Below are 17,509 nucleotides of genomic sequence, written 5' to 3'. Positions count from 1 at the left end.
TCATGGCGAAGCTGTCCCAGGACGACCTGCTCGCGCAGTTCGAAGAGATGACCCTCATCGAGCTCTCCGAGTTCGTGAAGGCCTTCGAGGAGAAGTTCGACGTCACCGCCGCCGCGGCCGTCGCTGTTGCCGGCCCCGCCGCCGGTGGCCCGGCCGCCGAGGCTGCCGAGGAGCAGGACGAGTTCGACGTCATCCTCACCGGCGCCGGCGAGAAGAAGATCCAGGTCATCAAGGTCGTGCGCGAGCTCACCTCCCTGGGCCTCAAGGAGGCCAAGGACCTCGTCGACGGCGCCCCGAAGCCCGTCCTCGAGAAGGTCGCGAAGGACGCCGCGGAGAAGGCTGCCGAGTCCCTCAAGGGCGCCGGCGCCTCCGTCGAGGTCAAGTGACCTCGGGAGTCTGCTGACTCCTTGCTGAGCGGCTCTCGCGTAGGGCTGTAACGCGAACGTACTGAAGGGCGATCACCCAACTGGGTGGTCGCCCTTCAGGCTTTCCGGACGGCCGCTCGGCGCTCCAGTTCGGCTGCCTTGCACTGACGGTCCCGACGAGTATGGTGATCTTCGTTGTGCCTGGAACCGGTGCCTGGAGCCGGTGCCTGCGGGTGCCTGCTGGTGAGTGCGGGGGTCGGGGCAGCCCCGTTCGCACAGGACGGGGCCTTGACGAACCGCACGCAGCGCGCAATTCTCAGGACGCGTCGTCACAACGATCCGGATCCGAGGCATGGATCGACGACGAAGAGGGCAGTAAGGATGTGCGCGCCACGAGTGACGTGGTGACGTGTTGCAGCTGTTGAGAACAACGAGGGTCTGACGAGGGTCGTTGAGGACAACGAGGGTCTCAAAAAACCCGCACTGGACATCAGTGAGCCAAGTGGCTACACTGACCCTTTGCGCTGCCTGTTAGCTGCTCCCTGCCCGTCACCAGGGGCATGCCCTCGCTCCAGCACCGTGGACTTGAAACCGTCCCGACCTGGCCCTCACGGGCCGATTCGGGAAGCTTCTGCCTCCGTGCCAGCTTGGGACCGGTACGCGCGTAGTGAGTCCGAGCCCTCGGAAGGACCCCCTCTTGGCCGCCTCGCGCACTGCCTCGACCGCGAATACGAACAACGGCGCCAGCACCGCCCCGCTGCGCATTTCCTTTGCAAAGATCAAGGAGCCCCTCGAGGTTCCGAACCTTCTTGCGCTGCAGACCGAAAGCTTCGACTGGCTGCTCGGCAACGACGCGTGGAAGGCTCGTGTCGAGGCGGCTCTTGAAAGCGGACAGGACGTCCCCAGGAAGTCCGGTCTGGAGGAGATCTTCGAGGAGATCTCTCCGATCGAGGACTTCTCCGGGTCGATGTCGCTGACGTTCCGCGACCACCGCTTCGAGCCGCCGAAGAACTCGATCGACGAGTGCAAGGAGCGCGACTTCACGTTCGGCGCCCCGCTCTTCGTCACCGCCGAGTTCACCAACAACGAGACCGGCGAGATCAAGTCCCAGACGGTCTTCATGGGCGACTTCCCGCTCATGACCAACAAGGGCACCTTCGTCATCAACGGCACCGAGCGTGTCGTTGTGTCGCAGCTCGTCCGCTCGCCGGGCGTCTACTTCGACTCCTCGATCGACAAGACGTCCGACAAGGACATCTTCTCGGCCAAGGTCATCCCGTCCCGGGGTGCCTGGCTCGAGATGGAGATCGACAAGCGCGACATGGTCGGTGTCCGCATCGACCGCAAGCGCAAGCAGTCCGTCACCGTTCTCCTCAAGGCTCTCGGTTGGACGACCGAGCAGATCCTCGAGGAGTTCGGCGAGTACGAGTCCATGCGCGCCACCCTGGAGAAGGACCACACTCAGGGCCAGGACGACGCGCTCCTCGACATCTACCGCAAGCTGCGTCCGGGCGAGCCGCCGACCCGTGAGGCCGCGCAGACGCTGCTCGAGAACCTCTACTTCAACCCGAAGCGCTACGACCTCGCGAAGGTCGGCCGCTACAAGGTCAACAAGAAGCTGGGCGGCGAAGCCCCGCTGGACGCCGGCGTCCTGACCGTCGAGGACATCATCTCGTCGATCAAGTACCTGGTGAAGCTGCACGCCGGTGAGACCGAGACCGTTGGCGACAGCGGTGTCTCGATTGTCGTCGAGACCGACGACATCGACCACTTCGGCAACCGTCGTCTGCGTAACGTCGGCGAGCTCATCCAGAACCAGGTCCGCACGGGTCTGGCTCGTATGGAGCGCGTCGTCCGCGAGCGCATGACGACTCAGGACGTCGAGGCGATCACGCCGCAGACCCTGATCAACATCCGGCCGGTCGTCGCCTCCATCAAGGAGTTCTTCGGCACCAGCCAGCTGTCGCAGTTCATGGACCAGAACAACCCGCTGTCGGGTCTCACCCACAAGCGCCGTCTGTCGGCGCTTGGCCCGGGTGGTCTCTCCCGTGAGCGGGCCGGCTTCGAGGTCCGTGACGTGCACCCGTCCCACTACGGCCGTATGTGCCCGATTGAGACGCCTGAAGGCCCGAACATCGGCCTGATCGGTTCGCTGGCTTCCTACGGTCGCGTCAACGCGTTCGGCTTCGTCGAGACGCCGTACCGCAAGGTCGTCGAGGGTGTCGTCACCGACGATGTCGACTACCTGACCGCGGACGAGGAAGACCGCTTCGTGATCGCCCAGGCCAACGCCGGCCTCGGCGAGGACATGCGGTTCACCGAGAACCGCGTCCTGGTCCGCCGTCGTGGCGGCGAGATCGACTACATCCCGGGCGACGACGTCGACTACATGGACGTCTCGCCGCGCCAGATGGTGTCGGTCGCGACCGCGATGATCCCGTTCCTCGAGCACGACGACGCCAACCGTGCCCTCATGGGCGCGAACATGATGCGTCAGGCCGTGCCGCTGATCAAGTCCGAGGCGCCGCTCGTCGGCACGGGCATGGAGTACCGCTGCGCCACTGACGCGGGCGACGTGCTCAAGGCGGAGAAGGACGGTGTGGTCCAGGAGGTTTCCGCGGACTACATCACCACCGCCAACGACGACGGCACGTACACCACGTACCGCCTCGCGAAGTTCTCGCGCTCCAACCAGGGCACCTCCGTCAACCAGAAGGTTGTCGTGGACGAGGGCGCCCGCGTGATCGAGGGCCAGGTTCTGGCCGACGGTCCCGCGACCGAGAACGGCGAGATGGCGCTCGGCAAGAACCTGCTCGTGGCGTTCATGCCGTGGGAGGGTCACAACTACGAGGACGCGATCATCCTGTCGCAGCGCCTCGTGCAGGACGACGTCCTCTCCTCGATCCACATCGAGGAGCACGAGGTCGACGCCCGTGACACCAAGCTCGGCCCGGAGGAGATCACCCGGGACATCCCGAACGTCTCCGAAGAGGTCCTCGCCGACCTCGACGAGCGCGGCATCATCCGTATCGGTGCCGAGGTCGTCGCCGGCGACATCCTCGTCGGCAAGGTCACGCCCAAGGGTGAGACCGAGCTGACGCCGGAGGAGCGCCTGCTCCGCGCGATCTTCGGTGAGAAGGCGCGCGAGGTGCGCGACACCTCGCTGAAGGTGCCGCACGGTGAGATCGGCAAGGTCATCGGCGTCCGCGTCTTCGACCGTGAAGAGGGCGACGAGCTGCCGCCGGGCGTGAACCAGCTGGTTCGTGTCTACGTGGCGCAGAAGCGCAAGATCACGGACGGTGACAAGCTCGCCGGCCGCCACGGCAACAAGGGTGTTATCTCGAAGATCCTTCCGATCGAGGACATGCCGTTCCTCGAGGACGGAACTCCGGTCGACATCATCCTCAACCCGCTGGGTGTGCCGTCCCGAATGAACCCGGGACAGGTCCTGGAGATCCACCTCGGCTGGCTCGCCAGCCGCGGCTGGGACGTCTCCGGCCTCGGTGACGAGTGGGCCCAGCGCCTGCAGGCCATCGGCGCCGACCAGGTCGCCCCCGGTACCAACGTCGCGACCCCGGTCTTCGACGGTGCGCGTGAGGACGAGATCTCCGGTCTCTTCGAGGCCACGATCCCGAACCGCGACGGTGACCGTCTGGTCCAGCCGTCCGGCAAGGCCAACCTGTTCGACGGCCGCTCCGGTGAGCCGTTCCCGGACCCGATCTCGATCGGGTACATGTACATCCTCAAGCTGCACCACCTGGTCGACGACAAGCTCCACGCCCGTTCGACCGGTCCGTACTCCATGATCACCCAGCAGCCGCTGGGTGGTAAGGCTCAGTTCGGTGGCCAGCGATTCGGTGAGATGGAGGTGTGGGCGCTTGAGGCTTACGGTGCCGCTTACGCCCTCCAGGAGCTCCTGACGATCAAGTCCGACGACGTGACCGGCCGCGTGAAGGTCTACGAGGCCATCGTCAAGGGCGAGAACATTCCCGAGCCGGGCATTCCCGAGTCCTTCAAGGTGCTCATCAAGGAAATGCAGTCGCTCTGCCTCAACGTGGAGGTGCTGTCCTCGGACGGCATGTCCATCGAGATGCGCGACACCGACGAGGACGTCTTCCGTGCGGCGGAGGAGCTCGGTATCGACCTGTCCCGGCGCGAGCCGAGCAGCGTCGAAGAGGTCTGACGGGCCTGGTCGGGGGCTCCACAAGGAGCCCCCGGCCATCCCCGGGACCGTTCAGACCATGATGAAGCGCCTTACTTCGCTAACGCGAGGGGCACAACCCCGAAAGAGGGATTGACGCACAGTGCTCGACGTCAACTTCTTCGACGAGCTGCGGATCGGCCTTGCCACCGCGGACGACATCCGGACCTGGTCTCACGGCGAGGTCAAGAAGCCCGAGACCATCAACTACCGCACCCTCAAGCCCGAAAAGGACGGACTCTTCTGCGAGAAGATCTTCGGTCCGACCAGGGACTGGGAGTGCTACTGCGGTAAGTACAAGCGTGTCCGCTTCAAGGGCATCATCTGCGAGCGCTGCGGCGTCGAGGTCACTCGCGCCAAGGTGCGTCGTGAGCGGATGGGCCACATTGAGCTGGCCGCCCCTGTCACGCACATCTGGTACTTCAAGGGCGTTCCGTCGCGCCTCGGCTACCTGCTTGATCTCGCCCCGAAGGACCTCGAGAAGGTCATCTACTTCGCGGCGTACATGATCACGTTCGTGGACGAGGAGCGCCGCACCCGCGACCTGCCCTCCCTCGAGGCGCACGTCCAGGTGGAGCGTCAGCAGATCGAGAACCGTCGCGACTCCGACCTGGAGGCCCGCGCCAAGAAGCTCGAGACCGACCTGGCCGAGCTCGAGGCCGAGGGTGCCAAGGCCGACGTGCGCCGCAAGGTGCGCGAAGGCGCGGAGCGCGAGATGAAGCAGCTGCGCGACCGTGCGCAGCGCGAGATCGACCGCCTCGACGAGGTGTGGAACCGCTTCAAGAACCTCAAGGTCCAGGACCTCGAAGGTGACGAGCTGCTCTACCGCGAGCTGCGTGACCGCTTCGGCACGTACTTCGACGGCTCCATGGGTGCCGCTGCCCTGCAGAAGCGCCTGGAGTCCTTCGACCTCGAGGAGGAGGCCGAGCGCCTCCGCGAGATCATCCGTACCGGCAAGGGCCAGAAGAAGACCCGTGCGCTCAAGCGCCTCAAGGTCGTCTCCGCGTTCCTGCAGACCAGCAACAGCCCCAAGGGCATGGTGCTCGACTGCGTGCCGGTCATCCCGCCGGACCTGCGTCCGATGGTGCAGCTGGACGGTGGCCGCTTCGCGACCTCCGACCTGAACGACCTGTACCGCCGCGTGATCAACCGCAACAACCGCCTGAAGCGACTCCTTGACCTCGGTGCCCCCGAGATCATCGTGAACAACGAGAAGCGCATGCTTCAGGAGGCCGTCGACGCGCTCTTCGACAACGGCCGTCGTGGTCGCCCGGTCACGGGCCCCGGCAACCGTCCGCTGAAGTCGCTGTCCGACATGCTCAAGGGCAAGCAGGGTCGTTTCCGTCAGAACCTGCTCGGCAAGCGAGTCGACTACTCGGCGCGTTCCGTCATCGTCGTCGGCCCGCAGCTGAAGCTGCACCAGTGTGGTCTCCCGAAGGCCATGGCGCTGGAGCTCTTCAAGCCGTTCGTGATGAAGCGCCTGGTCGACCTGAACCACGCGCAGAACATCAAGAGCGCCAAGCGCATGGTCGAGCGCGGCCGCACGGTCGTGTACGACGTCCTGGAAGAGGTCATCGCCGAGCACCCGGTTCTGCTGAACCGTGCGCCGACGCTGCACCGCCTCGGCATCCAGGCCTTCGAGCCGCAGCTGGTCGAGGGCAAGGCCATCCAGATCCACCCGCTCGTCTGCACCGCGTTCAACGCGGACTTCGACGGTGACCAGATGGCCGTGCACCTGCCGCTCTCCGCGGAGGCGCAGGCCGAGGCCCGCATCCTGATGCTGTCCTCGAACAACATCCTCAAGCCCGCCGACGGCCGTCCGGTGACGATGCCGACCCAGGACATGGTCCTCGGTCTGTTCTTCCTCACCACCGACGGTGAGCTGCGTGACGTCAAGGGCGAGGGCCGTGCGTTCGGCTCGACCGCCGAGGCGATCATGGCGTTCGACGCCGGCGAGCTCGCGCTCCAGTCGGCCGTCGACATCCGCTTCCCGGTGGGCACTTTCCCGCCGCGTGGCTGGACGCCGCCGGCCGTCGAGGAAGGCGAGCCCGAGTACCAGTCGGGCGACAGCTTCCGGCTGCGTACGACCCTGGGCCGCGCGCTCTTCAACGAGCTGCTGCCCGAGGACTACCCGTTCGTCGACTACTCGGTGGGCAAGAAGCAGCTCTCCGAGATCGTCAACGACCTGGCCGAGCGCTACCCCAAGGTCATCGTGGCGGCGACGCTCGACAACCTGAAGGCGGCCGGCTTCTTCTGGGCGACCCGTTCCGGTGTCACCGTGGCCATCTCCGATGTCGTGGTCCCCGCGGCCAAGAAGGAGATTGTCGCGGGCTACGAGGCGCAGGACGAGAAGGTCCAGAAGCAGTACGAGCGCGGTCTGATCACCAAGGACGAGCGCACGCAGGAGCTCATCGCGATCTGGACCAAGGCGACCAACGAGGTTGCCGAGGCGATGAACGCGAACTTCCCCAAGACGAACCCCATCTTCATGATGGTTGACTCGGGTGCCCGAGGAAACATGATGCAGATGCGTCAGATCGCCGGTATGCGTGGTCTGGTGTCGAACGCGAAGAACGAGACCATCCCGCGTCCGATCAAGGCCTCCTTCCGTGAGGGCCTGACCGTTCTTGAGTACTTCATCTCCACGCACGGTGCCCGTAAGGGCCTCGCGGACACCGCTCTGCGTACCGCTGACTCGGGTTACCTGACCCGTCGTCTGGTGGACGTCTCGCAGGACGTCATCATCCGCGAGGAGGACTGCGGTACCGAGCGCGGCCTCAAGCTGCAGATCGGTGCGCGCGGCGAGGACGGCGTCCTGCGTAAGACGGACGACGTCGAGACCAGCGTCTACGCCCGCATGCTCGCCGAGGACGTCGTCATCGACGGCAAGGTGATCGCGCCGGCCAACGTCGACCTGGGCGACGTGCTCATCGACCAGCTGATCCAGCACGGTGTCGAGCAGGTCAAGACCCGCTCTATTCTCACCTGCGAGTCCACGGTCGGCACCTGTGCCTTCTGCTACGGACGCTCGCTGGCCACCGGCAAGCTGGTCGACATCGGTGAGGCGGTCGGCATCATCGCCGCCCAGTCCATCGGTGAGCCCGGTACCCAGCTGACGATGCGTACCTTCCACACCGGTGGTGTGGCCGGTGACGACATCACCCAGGGTCTGCCCCGTGTCGTCGAGCTCTTCGAGGCTCGTACGCCGAAGGGTGTCGCCCCGATCTCGGAGGCCAAGGGCCGCGTCCGTATCGAGGAGACCGAGAAGACCAAGAAGCTCGTCGTCACCCCGGACGACGGCAGCGACGAGACGGCGTTCCCGATCTCGAAGCGTGCCCGTCTCCTGGTCGGCGAGGGCGACGCGGTCGAGGTGGGCCAGAAGCTCACCGTCGGTGCCACCAACCCGCACGACGTGCTGCGGATCCTCGGTCAGCGCGCGGTCCAGGTCCACCTGGTCGGCGAAGTCCAGAAGGTCTACAACTCGCAGGGTGTGTCGATCCACGACAAGCACATCGAGATCATCATCCGGCAGATGCTGCGCCGCGTGACGATCATCGAGTCCGGCGACGCGGAGCTGCTGCCGGGCGAGCTCGTCGAGCGCTCGAAGTTCGAGACCGAGAACCGTCGTGTGGTCACCGAGGGCGGTCACCCCGCCTCCGGCCGTCCGCAGCTGATGGGTATCACCAAGGCCTCGCTGGCGACGGAATCCTGGCTGTCGGCCGCCTCCTTCCAGGAGACGACCCGAGTCCTGACGGATGCGGCGATCAACGCCAAGTCCGACAGCCTCATCGGCCTCAAGGAGAACGTCATCATCGGTAAGCTCATCCCGGCCGGTACGGGTCTGTCCCGCTACCGCAACATCCGGGTCGAGCCGACCGAAGAGGCCAAGGCCGCGATGTACTCGGCCGTCGGCTACGACGACATCGACTACTCGCCGTTCGGCACGGGCTCCGGCCAGGCCGTTCCGCTGGAGGACTACGACTACGGTCCGTACAACCAGTAAGGCGTACGTCTGACGAAGGGCGCCCACTCCGCTTCGGCGGGGTGGGCGCCCTTCGGCGTTTGTCAGCGCAGGCTGTCGAGCCGTGTTCCTCATCAGGACGGCCATGAGCTGTGGAGCAAATCTCAGTGCCGCGGCATGCTCATCGGCCCGTAACTCGGAGCGGCGCGAGACGGCGGCCGCAAGACAGGGCGTGACGAGGGGGAGGAACGCGAGGCCGTAGGTGGCTGTCGCCCACGCGACCGCGCAGGCTCCGATCAGGCCGAGCAGCACGGCGGCCACGCCGACGGACAGACGGTCGACGTACGAGGCCGGCCGGCGCACGAGGCGCCATGCGAGACGACCGGGTATCGCGTACCAGTAGGCGAGCAGCGACACCCGGGCGTGCCCGCTGGTGTGGTGGCTCCCAGTTCGTGGGCGAGTACGCCGTCGAGCCGGGCCGTGGGCAGCTCGCCCAGGGAGTGGCTGGCGACGCCGACGATATGGCCGGTTGCGGCCATGGCATTGATGTCGTCGCTCTCTTCGACCCAGAGTTGATACGCGCTCCCGTCCACTCCGGCCCGGGAAGCCACCTCCCGCCAGACGGGCTCCGGTGCGGACGGCGAGCTCGTCGGGGTCGACAGGGGAGCCGCCCCGGTCTGCGGAGGTGGGTTCCAGGGGCCGGTTCGGGAACCCCGGCTTGCGGGGGTTCCCGGGACTCTCAGAAGCCTTGTACTCGTACGGCAGGGACAGCTCCGGAACACCCACGCGAGCGTTTCCACGTACTCGCGGGGAATGGGCCCGGAGACCGGCCCGGGGGCGTCGCCTCGGCCTCCGAAGCGCCGGATCACGTCGCCCTGGACAGTGCCGCCGGTGACTCCGTACTGATGCTCGCCGGGGCCGCGCAGAGCGAGGAGGGCCTCGTACCCGTTGGCTGCGATGGCCGTCACTTCGGTCCAGCCCCGCAGGAGCAGCAGTACGTGCGTGGACGGCTCGTCCTGGTGCATGACGACGCTGCGCGGGGTGTGGTGCAGAACGCGGCCGATGGCGAGCAACGCCGCCCGGTCCTCCCGTTCCGGCCGTGCCAGACACGGCACCCGGTCGTCCAGCCCCCGTCGCCCGGTAAGTCAGCCACCGCCATCGCCCCCGATCCCGCAGGCCCGGCAAGATCCCTTGAACGCCGATCGCTCAACGTACTGAAACGGAACCTCTGGGGACAGGTGAACAACTGAATGGTGTCCGTGGAGGGCCGCACACTGTCCATGAGGTCCTTCGGGCGGGGTGCGACAAGTCCGGCGTGTCGCGGTGGACTGCATTTGTTTTGACCGAACCCGATGAGGTAGGTACGCTCAGACCTTGTGCCTGGGGTGTGCCTGGGCTCTCGTGCGTGTCGTCAGCCGCTGCGGGAGTCCGAGAAGGGCCACCGCAATCTGCGCCCTTCCCGCTTGGCGGCGGGAGTTCACAGTATTCGACACACCCGACCGCGTGGGTCGGGAGATGTTCCAGGTTAGTTTTACTATTCGGCACACAGAAACCGGAGAAGTAGTGCCTACGATCCAGCAGCTGGTCCGGAAGGGCCGGCAGGACAAGGTCGAGAAGAACAAGACGCCCGCACTCGAGGGTTCGCCCCAGCGTCGCGGCGTCTGCACGCGTGTGTTCACGACCACCCCGAAGAAGCCGAACTCGGCCCTCCGTAAGGTCGCGCGTGTGCGTCTGACCAGCGGCATCGAGGTCACGGCCTACATCCCGGGTGAGGGACACAACCTGCAGGAGCACTCCATCGTGCTCGTGCGTGGCGGCCGTGTGAAGGACCTGCCTGGTGTTCGTTACAAGATCATCCGCGGCTCGCTTGACACCCAGGGTGTCAAGAACCGCAAGCAGGCCCGCAGCCGCTACGGCGCCAAGAAGGAGAAGTAAGAATGCCTCGTAAGGGCCCCGCCCCGAAGCGCCCGGTCATCATCGACCCGGTCTACGGTTCTCCTCTGGTGACCTCCCTCATCAACAAGGTGCTGCTGAACGGCAAGCGCTCCACCGCCGAGCGCATCGTGTACGGCGCCATGGAGGGCCTGCGCGAGAAGACCGGCAACGACCCGGTCATCACGCTCAAGCGCGCGCTCGAGAACATCAAGCCGACCCTTGAGGTCAAGTCCCGCCGCGTCGGTGGCGCCACGTACCAGGTGCCGATCGAGGTCAAGCCCGGTCGCGCCAGCACGCTGGCCCTGCGCTGGCTGGTCGGCTACTCCCGCGCCCGTCGCGAGAAGACGATGACCGAGCGTCTCCTCAACGAGCTCCTCGACGCCTCCAACGGCCTCGGTGCCGCTGTGAAGAAGCGCGAGGACACCCACAAGATGGCCGAGTCCAACAAGGCCTTCGCGCACTACCGCTGGTAGTCGCTACCCACATCGAGACCGAGAGAAGACTGAGCCGATATGGCTACCACTTCACTTGACCTGGCCAAGGTGCGCAACATCGGCATCATGGCTCACATCGACGCGGGCAAGACGACGACCACCGAGCGGATCCTGTTCTACACCGGTGTTTCGTACAAGATCGGTGAGGTCCACGACGGCGCCGCGACCATGGACTGGATGGAGCAGGAGCAGGAGCGTGGCATCACGATCACCTCTGCTGCCACCACCTGTCACTGGCCGCTGAACGATGTCGACCACACCATCAACATCATCGACACCCCGGGCCACGTGGACTTCACCGTCGAGGTGGAGCGTTCGCTCCGCGTCCTCGACGGTGCCGTGACGGTGTTCGACGGCGTTGCCGGTGTTGAGCCCCAGTCCGAGACTGTCTGGCGTCAGGCGGACCGCTACGGCGTGCCGCGTATCTGCTTCGTCAACAAGCTCGACCGTACGGGTGCCGAGTTCCACCGCTGCGTTGACATGATCGTCAACCGCCTCGGTGCGACCCCGCTCGTCATGCAGCTGCCCATCGGCGCCGAGATGGACTTCCAGGGTGTCGTCGACCTCGTCACGATGAAGGCGTTCGTCTGGTCCGCCGAGGCGGCCAAGGGCGAGGCGTACGACATCGTCGACATCCCGGCCACGCACACCGAGGCTGCCGAGGAATGGCGCGGCAAGCTGCTCGAGGCCGTCGCGGAGAACGACGAAGAGATGATGGAGCTGTACCTCGAGGGCACTGAGCCCTCGGTGGACCAGCTGTACGCGGCGATCCGTCGCATCACCATCGCCTCCGGCAAGGGCGGCGACACCACCGTCACCCCCGTGTTCTGCGGCACCGCGTTCAAGAACAAGGGCGTTCAGCCCCTGCTCGACGCCGTCGTGCGCTACCTGCCGTCGCCTCTGGACGTCGAGGCCATCGAGGGCCACGACGTCAAGGACGCGGAGACGGTCGTCAAGCGCAAGCCGTCCGACGAGGAGCCCCTCTCGGCGCTGGCGTTCAAGATCATGAGCGACCCGCACCTCGGCAAGCTCACCTTCGTCCGGGTTTACTCGGGCCGCCTGGAGTCCGGCACCGCCGTGCTGAACTCCGTCAAGGGCAAGAAGGAGCGCATCGGCAAGATCTACCGTATGCACGCGAACAAGCGTGAGGAGATCGAGTCGGTGGGCGCCGGTGACATCGTCGCCGTCATGGGTCTGAAGCAGACCACCACGGGTGAGACGCTCTGTGACGACAAGCAGCCGGTGATCCTGGAGTCCATGGACTTCCCGGCGCCGGTCATCCAGGTCGCCATCGAGCCGAAGTCCAAGGGCGACCAGGAGAAGCTGGGTGTCGCCATCCAGCGCCTCTCGGAGGAGGACCCCTCCTTCCAGGTCCACTCGGACGAGGAGACCGGCCAGACCATCATCGGTGGTATGGGCGAGCTTCACCTCGAGGTGCTCGTCGACCGCATGAAGCGCGAGTTCCGCGTCGAGGCGAACGTCGGCAAGCCGCAGGTCGCTTACCGCGAGACGATCCGCAAGGCCGTCGAGCGTCACGACTACACCCACAAGAAGCAGACCGGTGGTACCGGTCAGTTCGCCAAGGTGCAGATCGCGATCGAGCCGATCGACAGCGGCGACGCCACGTACGAGTTCGTCAACAAGGTCACCGGTGGCCGCATCCCCCGGGAGTACATCCCGTCGGTGGACGCGGGTGCGCAGGAGGCCATGCAGTTCGGCATCCTGGCCGGCTACGAGATGACTGGCGTCCGCGTCATCCTTCTCGACGGTGGCTACCACGAGGTCGACTCCTCCGAGCTCGCCTTCAAGATCGCCGGTTCGCAGGCGTTCAAGGAGGCCGCGCGCAAGGCCAGCCCCGTGCTGCTCGAGCCGATGATGGCCGTTGAGGTCACCACGCCCGAGGACTACATGGGTGACGTCATCGGCGACATCAACTCCCGCCGTGGCCAGATCCAGGCCATGGAGGAGCGCAGCGGCGCCCGTGTCGTGAAGGGCCTCGTGCCCCTCTCGGAGATGTTCGGCTACGTCGGCGACCTCCGCAGCAAGACGTCGGGTCGCGCAAGCTACTCGATGCAGTTCGACTCCTACGCCGAGGTTCCGCGGAACGTCGCCGAGGAGATCATCGCGAAGGCCAAGGGCGAGTAACTCACCCGAGTTCACGCTTTAGGCTTGACACCGACCGCCGGGGTTCGTAACCCCGGACCCCGGCGGCGGGTTTCCCAGCAAAGATCACCTGGCGCCGATGAAGCAAGGCGTACAGAACCACTCCACAGGAGGACCCAGTGGCGAAGGCGAAGTTCGAGCGGACTAAGCCGCACGTCAACATCGGCACCATCGGTCACATTGACCACGGTAAGACGACCCTCACGGCCGCCATTACCAAGGTGCTGCATGACGCGTACCCGGACCTGAACGAGGCCTCGGCCTTCGACCAGATCGACAAGGCTCCTGAGGAGCGCCAGCGCGGTATCACGATCTCGATCGCGCACGTCGAGTACCAGACGGAGACGCGTCACTACGCGCACGTCGACTGCCCCGGTCACGCGGACTACATCAAGAACATGATCACGGGTGCCGCGCAGATGGACGGCGCCATCCTCGTGGTCGCCGCCACCGACGGCCCGATGCCGCAGACCAAGGAGCACGTGCTCCTGGCCCGCCAGGTCGGCGTTCCGTACATCGTTGTCGCCCTGAACAAGGCCGACATGGTGGACGACGAGGAGATCCTGGAGCTCGTCGAGCTCGAGGTCCGTGAGCTCCTCTCCGAGTACGAGTTCCCGGGCGACGACCTGCCGGTCGTCAAGGTCTCGGCGCTCAAGGCGCTCGAGGGCGACAAGGAGTGGGGTCAGTCGATCCTGAACCTCATGGCCGCCGTCGACGAGTCGATCCCGCAGCCCGAGCGCGACGTCGACAAGCCGTTCCTGATGCCGATCGAGGACGTCTTCACGATCACCGGTCGTGGCACCGTCGTCACCGGCCGCATCGAGCGTGGTGTCCTCAAGGTCAACGAGACCGTCGACATCGTCGGTATCAAGACCGAGAAGACCACCACCACGGTCACCGGCATCGAGATGTTCCGCAAGCTGCTCGACGAGGGCCAGGCCGGTGAGAACGTCGGTCTGCTCCTCCGTGGCATCAAGCGCGAGGACGTCGAGCGCGGCCAGGTCATCATCAAGCCCGGTTCGGTCACGCCGCACACCGAGTTCGAGGCCCAGGCCTACATCCTGTCGAAGGACGAGGGTGGCCGTCACACCCCCTTCTTCAACAACTACCGCCCGCAGTTCTACTTCCGCACGACGGACGTGACCGGCGTTGTGACCCTCCCCGAGGGCACCGAGATGGTCATGCCGGGCGACAACACTGAGATGAACGTTGCGCTCATCCAGCCCGTCGCCATGGAAGAGGGCCTGAAGTTCGCCATCCGTGAGGGTGGCCGGACCGTGGGCGCCGGCCAGGTCACCAAGATCGTCAAGTAATTTCCTTGACGGTTTGACCTGGTAGCTCCAGCGAGCACCAGAAGGGGCCCGTACGACTTCGGTCGTACGGGCCCCTTTCGCATGCGTTCTTCGTTTTTGGGGCTCGGATTCTTCTGGGGCTCAGATCTTGCGGGCGGTGCCGGTGCCGGTGGAGCTGTCCGGGCGCCACAGCCATGGCCGGGCTGCGGGGGAGAGACCCGCGGCCACGGGGCCGCGCGGGGTGGCGCGCAGGGCGGGTCCGTCGAGGGTGACCAGGTCGCGCGCGGCCCGCCGGGTCCGGCCGCGGTACAGCACCTGGAGCGTGCCGCCGGTGTCCCGGCCCAGGAGGTACGGGCCGTCGGCGGTCACGGGGCCGTAGCCCGGAAAGTCGACCGGGGGCCCGGCCGTCGCCGTCAGCGCCGACGAGGCGGGGGCCCGGTAGTAGAGCCGGCCGCCCGCGGAGGCGACGGCGTCCGCGGGCACCGGCAGCCCGGCGAGCGGCGCGGGCCCCTCCGGAGTCCAGTGGTGGACGGTGTCGCGTCCCGGCGCGTACACATGGACGCCGCCGTCCTCGCCGACGACCGCGGTCAGACCGTCCTGCACGGGCCCGCCGCCGAGACCGCGCCACGGCGACCAGCGCCCGTCGAGGCCGCGTACCCGTGTACTGATGCCCTGGTCCGCGTCCCGTACGAAGAGATGGACCTGCCCGTCGCGGGCGGTGACGGCGACGGGGACGCCGATGCGGCGGCCGCGCACGGGGTCGGCCTCAGGGTTGCCGAGACCGGTCCAGGCGCCGAACTCCCCGCCGGGGGCGCGCTGTTCGAGGACCACGACCTCGCGCAGATCGGATCCGCCGCGCCCTTCCAGAGCCGCGAGCCGGAGGCCGAGGAGCAGCTGCCGTCCGTCGCGGAGCGTGGCGGAACCCAGGGCCGGTGCGAGCGGGCCGCCGCCGAGGTCCGTCGGCCGGCCGAAGACTCCTTGCGTGGTCTCGCGCCACCGGACGGCACGCATGCCGAGCACGCCGTAGCCGGACAGCTTGCCGTCCGGTTCCTGGGCCAGGGCGATCCGTGGGCCCGGGTAGCGGTAGTGCGTCGAGCGGACCCAGCCCTTGCGGTTGGTGAGGGGGCGGTCCCCGCCGACGTTGTAGTCGCCGCAGCCGGAGGGGTTGCCGCACTGCCAGTCGGGAGCCGCGCCGTAGGGCATCAGGTGCGCAGCCTTGGCGTGCAGCACGGCCCCGGGGAGGTTCTCGGGCCAGTGGTGGTTGTAGTAGCCGCGGAAGGCGGTGGCCGCGAAGGGGGGCGGTCCACCCGCCGCGGTCTGCGACCAGCGGATCAGCGCGGCCCAGGTGAAGGCGGCCACGGCCGTGTGGTCGGCGTGGTCGGAGAATCCGGGCTGTTCGCTGTCACGTATCCGCGTACGCAGATCGCTGTCCTGGATGTCGGGGTCCGGGTCGAGCGTGTGCACGAGGGTGGGCCGGTAGCGCTCGAAGAGGCCCACGAGTACGTCGACGAGGCCGTCGTAGTCGTACATCTGTGCCCGGCGCAGGGGCGACCCGTCGACGACGACCGTGCGCAGCGGCAGATCGCTCTCCCGCCACAGCGCCGGGGCACCCATATGGCCCGCCGGGGTGTGCATCGCCAGATCGAGGAAGACCAGCTCGACGCGGCGGCCCCGGTGCTCCAGCGTGTTCACCTCGGCCTGGTGCCCGCCCGCGAGCGTGGTGACCTCGGTGCGCCAGCCGCTGAAGACGGGCAGGCCGAGCTGGGTCGCGTAGGACTGGCGGAGCCCCTGGTGACGGGCGGCGGCGTACCCGGACTTGTCGGCCGGGGGGTGCGGGCGGCCGGGGATCCTGTTGACGCCGTCGGCCTCGCCCGCCGTGACGTAGACGCAGACCAGGGGGACGCCGGCGGCGAAGGCCTGGCTGGTGTCCGGGTTCATGAAGTACAGGTCGTCGTCGGGGTGCGCGAGGACCTGGAGCAGCAGGGCGTGCTCGCCCTCGGCGGCGGGGCGGCCGGAGGCGGGGGAGGGGGCGGTGGGGTGGGGAGGGGGCGGGGTCTGTTCCATGCGGGCCGTGATGGCGGCGGTGGCGGTGGCTGCGGCGACGGCGGCGGACCCGAGGAGTATGGCGCGGCGCCCGGGCAAGCGTCGGGTGCCACCTATTCGACCCTCGCCGGCCTCACTCCGGGCACTCTTGTATCCCATGCGCTGTCCTCCGTCCGCCGTACGCAGCGGTCGGAATGTGCGCTGCTTCTCGGTGCTTCAGTCGGGAAGAGGCTCGTCAGTGGGGTCAGGTTCCATGCACGGACATGTTCTGTTCACTCGAACCGGCGTTCTTCGCGGGGCGCGGGTTTCGCAGGTCAGCCGCTGGCCCCCACTGGCTTGAAGGCGGGCCGGGGGATCGTCAGCGGGCGGCGAGGAGGCCATCCACCAGGGCTCGGAGCCCGTCCAGGTAGGTGTCCTCGCCGGTCAGCGCTGCCCAGCGGTCCGCGACCTGCGCCAGCCTGGGCAGGTCACCCGGGTCGAGGTCGCCGAAGACCTGCTCCCGGTAGGTCGCGCGGTCATCGTCCGCGCGCCGCCGGGCCGCTGTCGCCCGGATGACGATCTCTCCGGCGGTGTAGTACCAGATCGCGCGGTACCCGTGCACGGCCCGCTCGGCGGACAGTCCGCCTTCGACCAGACCGTCGACGATCTGCTCGACGAACCACAGCGCTGAGGTGGACATCAGGTCGTCGGCGGTCAGCACCTCCACGATCCAAGGGCAGGAGGCGAGCGCCTCGTGGATCGCGGCGGCGGCAACGACGATCCGCTCGCGAGGGTGGGCGGGCAGTTCGGGCCGGCGCAGCGCCTGCGCGGCGTAGTCGTCCAGCAGCAGGACGAGCAGCTCTTCCTTGTTGCGGACGTGGTGGTAGAGCGCCATCGGCGTACTGCCGATCTCCGTGGCCAGGCGCCGCATGGTCAGCCGGTCCACGCCTTCCTCGGCCACGATCCGGCGGGCTGCCCCGATGACCTCCTCGCGGGAGATGCGGGGAGGTCGGCCAGGGGATTTGCGCGGTGCGGACGGCTGCGGCATGGCCTCATCATTCCCCAGGCGTCGACAA

At 67.0% G+C, this 17,509-nt stretch carries 10 protein-coding genes; 7 read left to right on the top strand and 3 right to left on the bottom strand.

The features are described 5' to 3' along the window. Positions 1–2 precede the first annotated feature (2 nt). The 3 genes from rplL to CG723_RS20460 all read left to right on the top strand — a co-directional run bounded on the left by rplL (position 3) and on the right by CG723_RS20460 (position 8,569). Complete coding sequence (rplL, locus tag CG723_RS20475; protein ID WP_100594898.1) at positions 3–386, top strand: 50S ribosomal protein L7/L12; 384 nt, start codon at positions 3–5, stop codon at positions 384–386. 676 nt (positions 387–1,062) lie between these two features. After that, the gene (rpoB, locus tag CG723_RS20465; RefSeq protein WP_100594897.1) at positions 1,063–4,548 is read left to right on the top strand and encodes a DNA-directed RNA polymerase subunit beta; all 3,486 of its coding nucleotides are present in this window, start codon (positions 1,063–1,065) and stop codon (positions 4,546–4,548) included. A gap of 121 nt (positions 4,549–4,669) precedes the next feature. Beyond that, positions 4,670–8,569: a DNA-directed RNA polymerase subunit beta' gene (locus CG723_RS20460; protein WP_100594896.1), complete on the top strand. Its 3,900-nt coding sequence runs from the start codon at positions 4,670–4,672 to the stop codon at positions 8,567–8,569. 254 nt (positions 8,570–8,823) lie between these two features. On the opposite strand, the gene CG723_RS47620 is transcribed toward CG723_RS20460, so the two are convergent. Next, positions 8,824–9,642: a hypothetical protein gene (locus tag CG723_RS47620; RefSeq protein ID WP_234374412.1), complete on the bottom strand. Its 819-nt coding sequence runs from the start codon at positions 9,640–9,642 to the stop codon at positions 8,824–8,826. Positions 9,643–10,090: 448 nt separating this feature from the next. Between CG723_RS47620 and rpsL the strand changes: the two genes are divergently transcribed. The 4 genes from rpsL (at position 10,091) to tuf (ending at position 14,432) form a co-directional block, all read left to right on the top strand. Next, positions 10,091–10,462: a 30S ribosomal protein S12 gene (rpsL, locus tag CG723_RS20445; RefSeq protein ID WP_003948652.1), complete on the top strand. Its 372-nt coding sequence runs from the start codon at positions 10,091–10,093 to the stop codon at positions 10,460–10,462. Positions 10,463–10,464: 2 nt separating this feature from the next. Beyond that, positions 10,465–10,935, top strand: a complete 471-nt coding sequence (gene rpsG / locus CG723_RS20440) for a 30S ribosomal protein S7 (protein ID WP_081218873.1) — start codon at positions 10,465–10,467, stop codon at positions 10,933–10,935. Positions 10,936–10,974: 39 nt separating this feature from the next. Further along, positions 10,975–13,101 (top strand): elongation factor G, encoded by a 2,127-nt coding sequence (gene fusA / locus CG723_RS20435; RefSeq protein ID WP_100594895.1) that lies wholly within the window; start codon positions 10,975–10,977, stop codon positions 13,099–13,101. Positions 13,102–13,238: 137 nt separating this feature from the next. Continuing rightward, positions 13,239–14,432: an elongation factor Tu gene (gene tuf, locus CG723_RS20430; RefSeq protein WP_100594894.1), complete on the top strand. Its 1,194-nt coding sequence runs from the start codon at positions 13,239–13,241 to the stop codon at positions 14,430–14,432. A 120-nt stretch (positions 14,433–14,552) separates the two neighbouring features. On the opposite strand, the gene CG723_RS20425 is transcribed toward tuf, so the two are convergent. Beyond that, positions 14,553–16,613 (bottom strand): PIG-L family deacetylase, encoded by a 2,061-nt coding sequence (locus CG723_RS20425; RefSeq protein WP_100594893.1) that lies wholly within the window; start codon positions 16,611–16,613, stop codon positions 14,553–14,555. A 199-nt stretch (positions 16,614–16,812) separates the two neighbouring features. Next, positions 16,813–17,481, bottom strand: coding sequence for a TetR/AcrR family transcriptional regulator (locus CG723_RS20420; protein WP_100594892.1), 669 nt, complete (start codon positions 17,479–17,481; stop codon positions 16,813–16,815). Positions 17,482–17,509: the final 28 nt, after the last annotated feature.

The organism is Streptomyces sp. CB01635, from assembly GCF_002803065.1.
Taxonomy (GTDB): domain Bacteria; phylum Actinomycetota; class Actinomycetes; order Streptomycetales; family Streptomycetaceae; genus Streptomyces.
The sequence above is the reverse complement of the archived record's forward strand: the minus strand, read 5'-3'. Positions and strand labels throughout refer to the sequence as shown.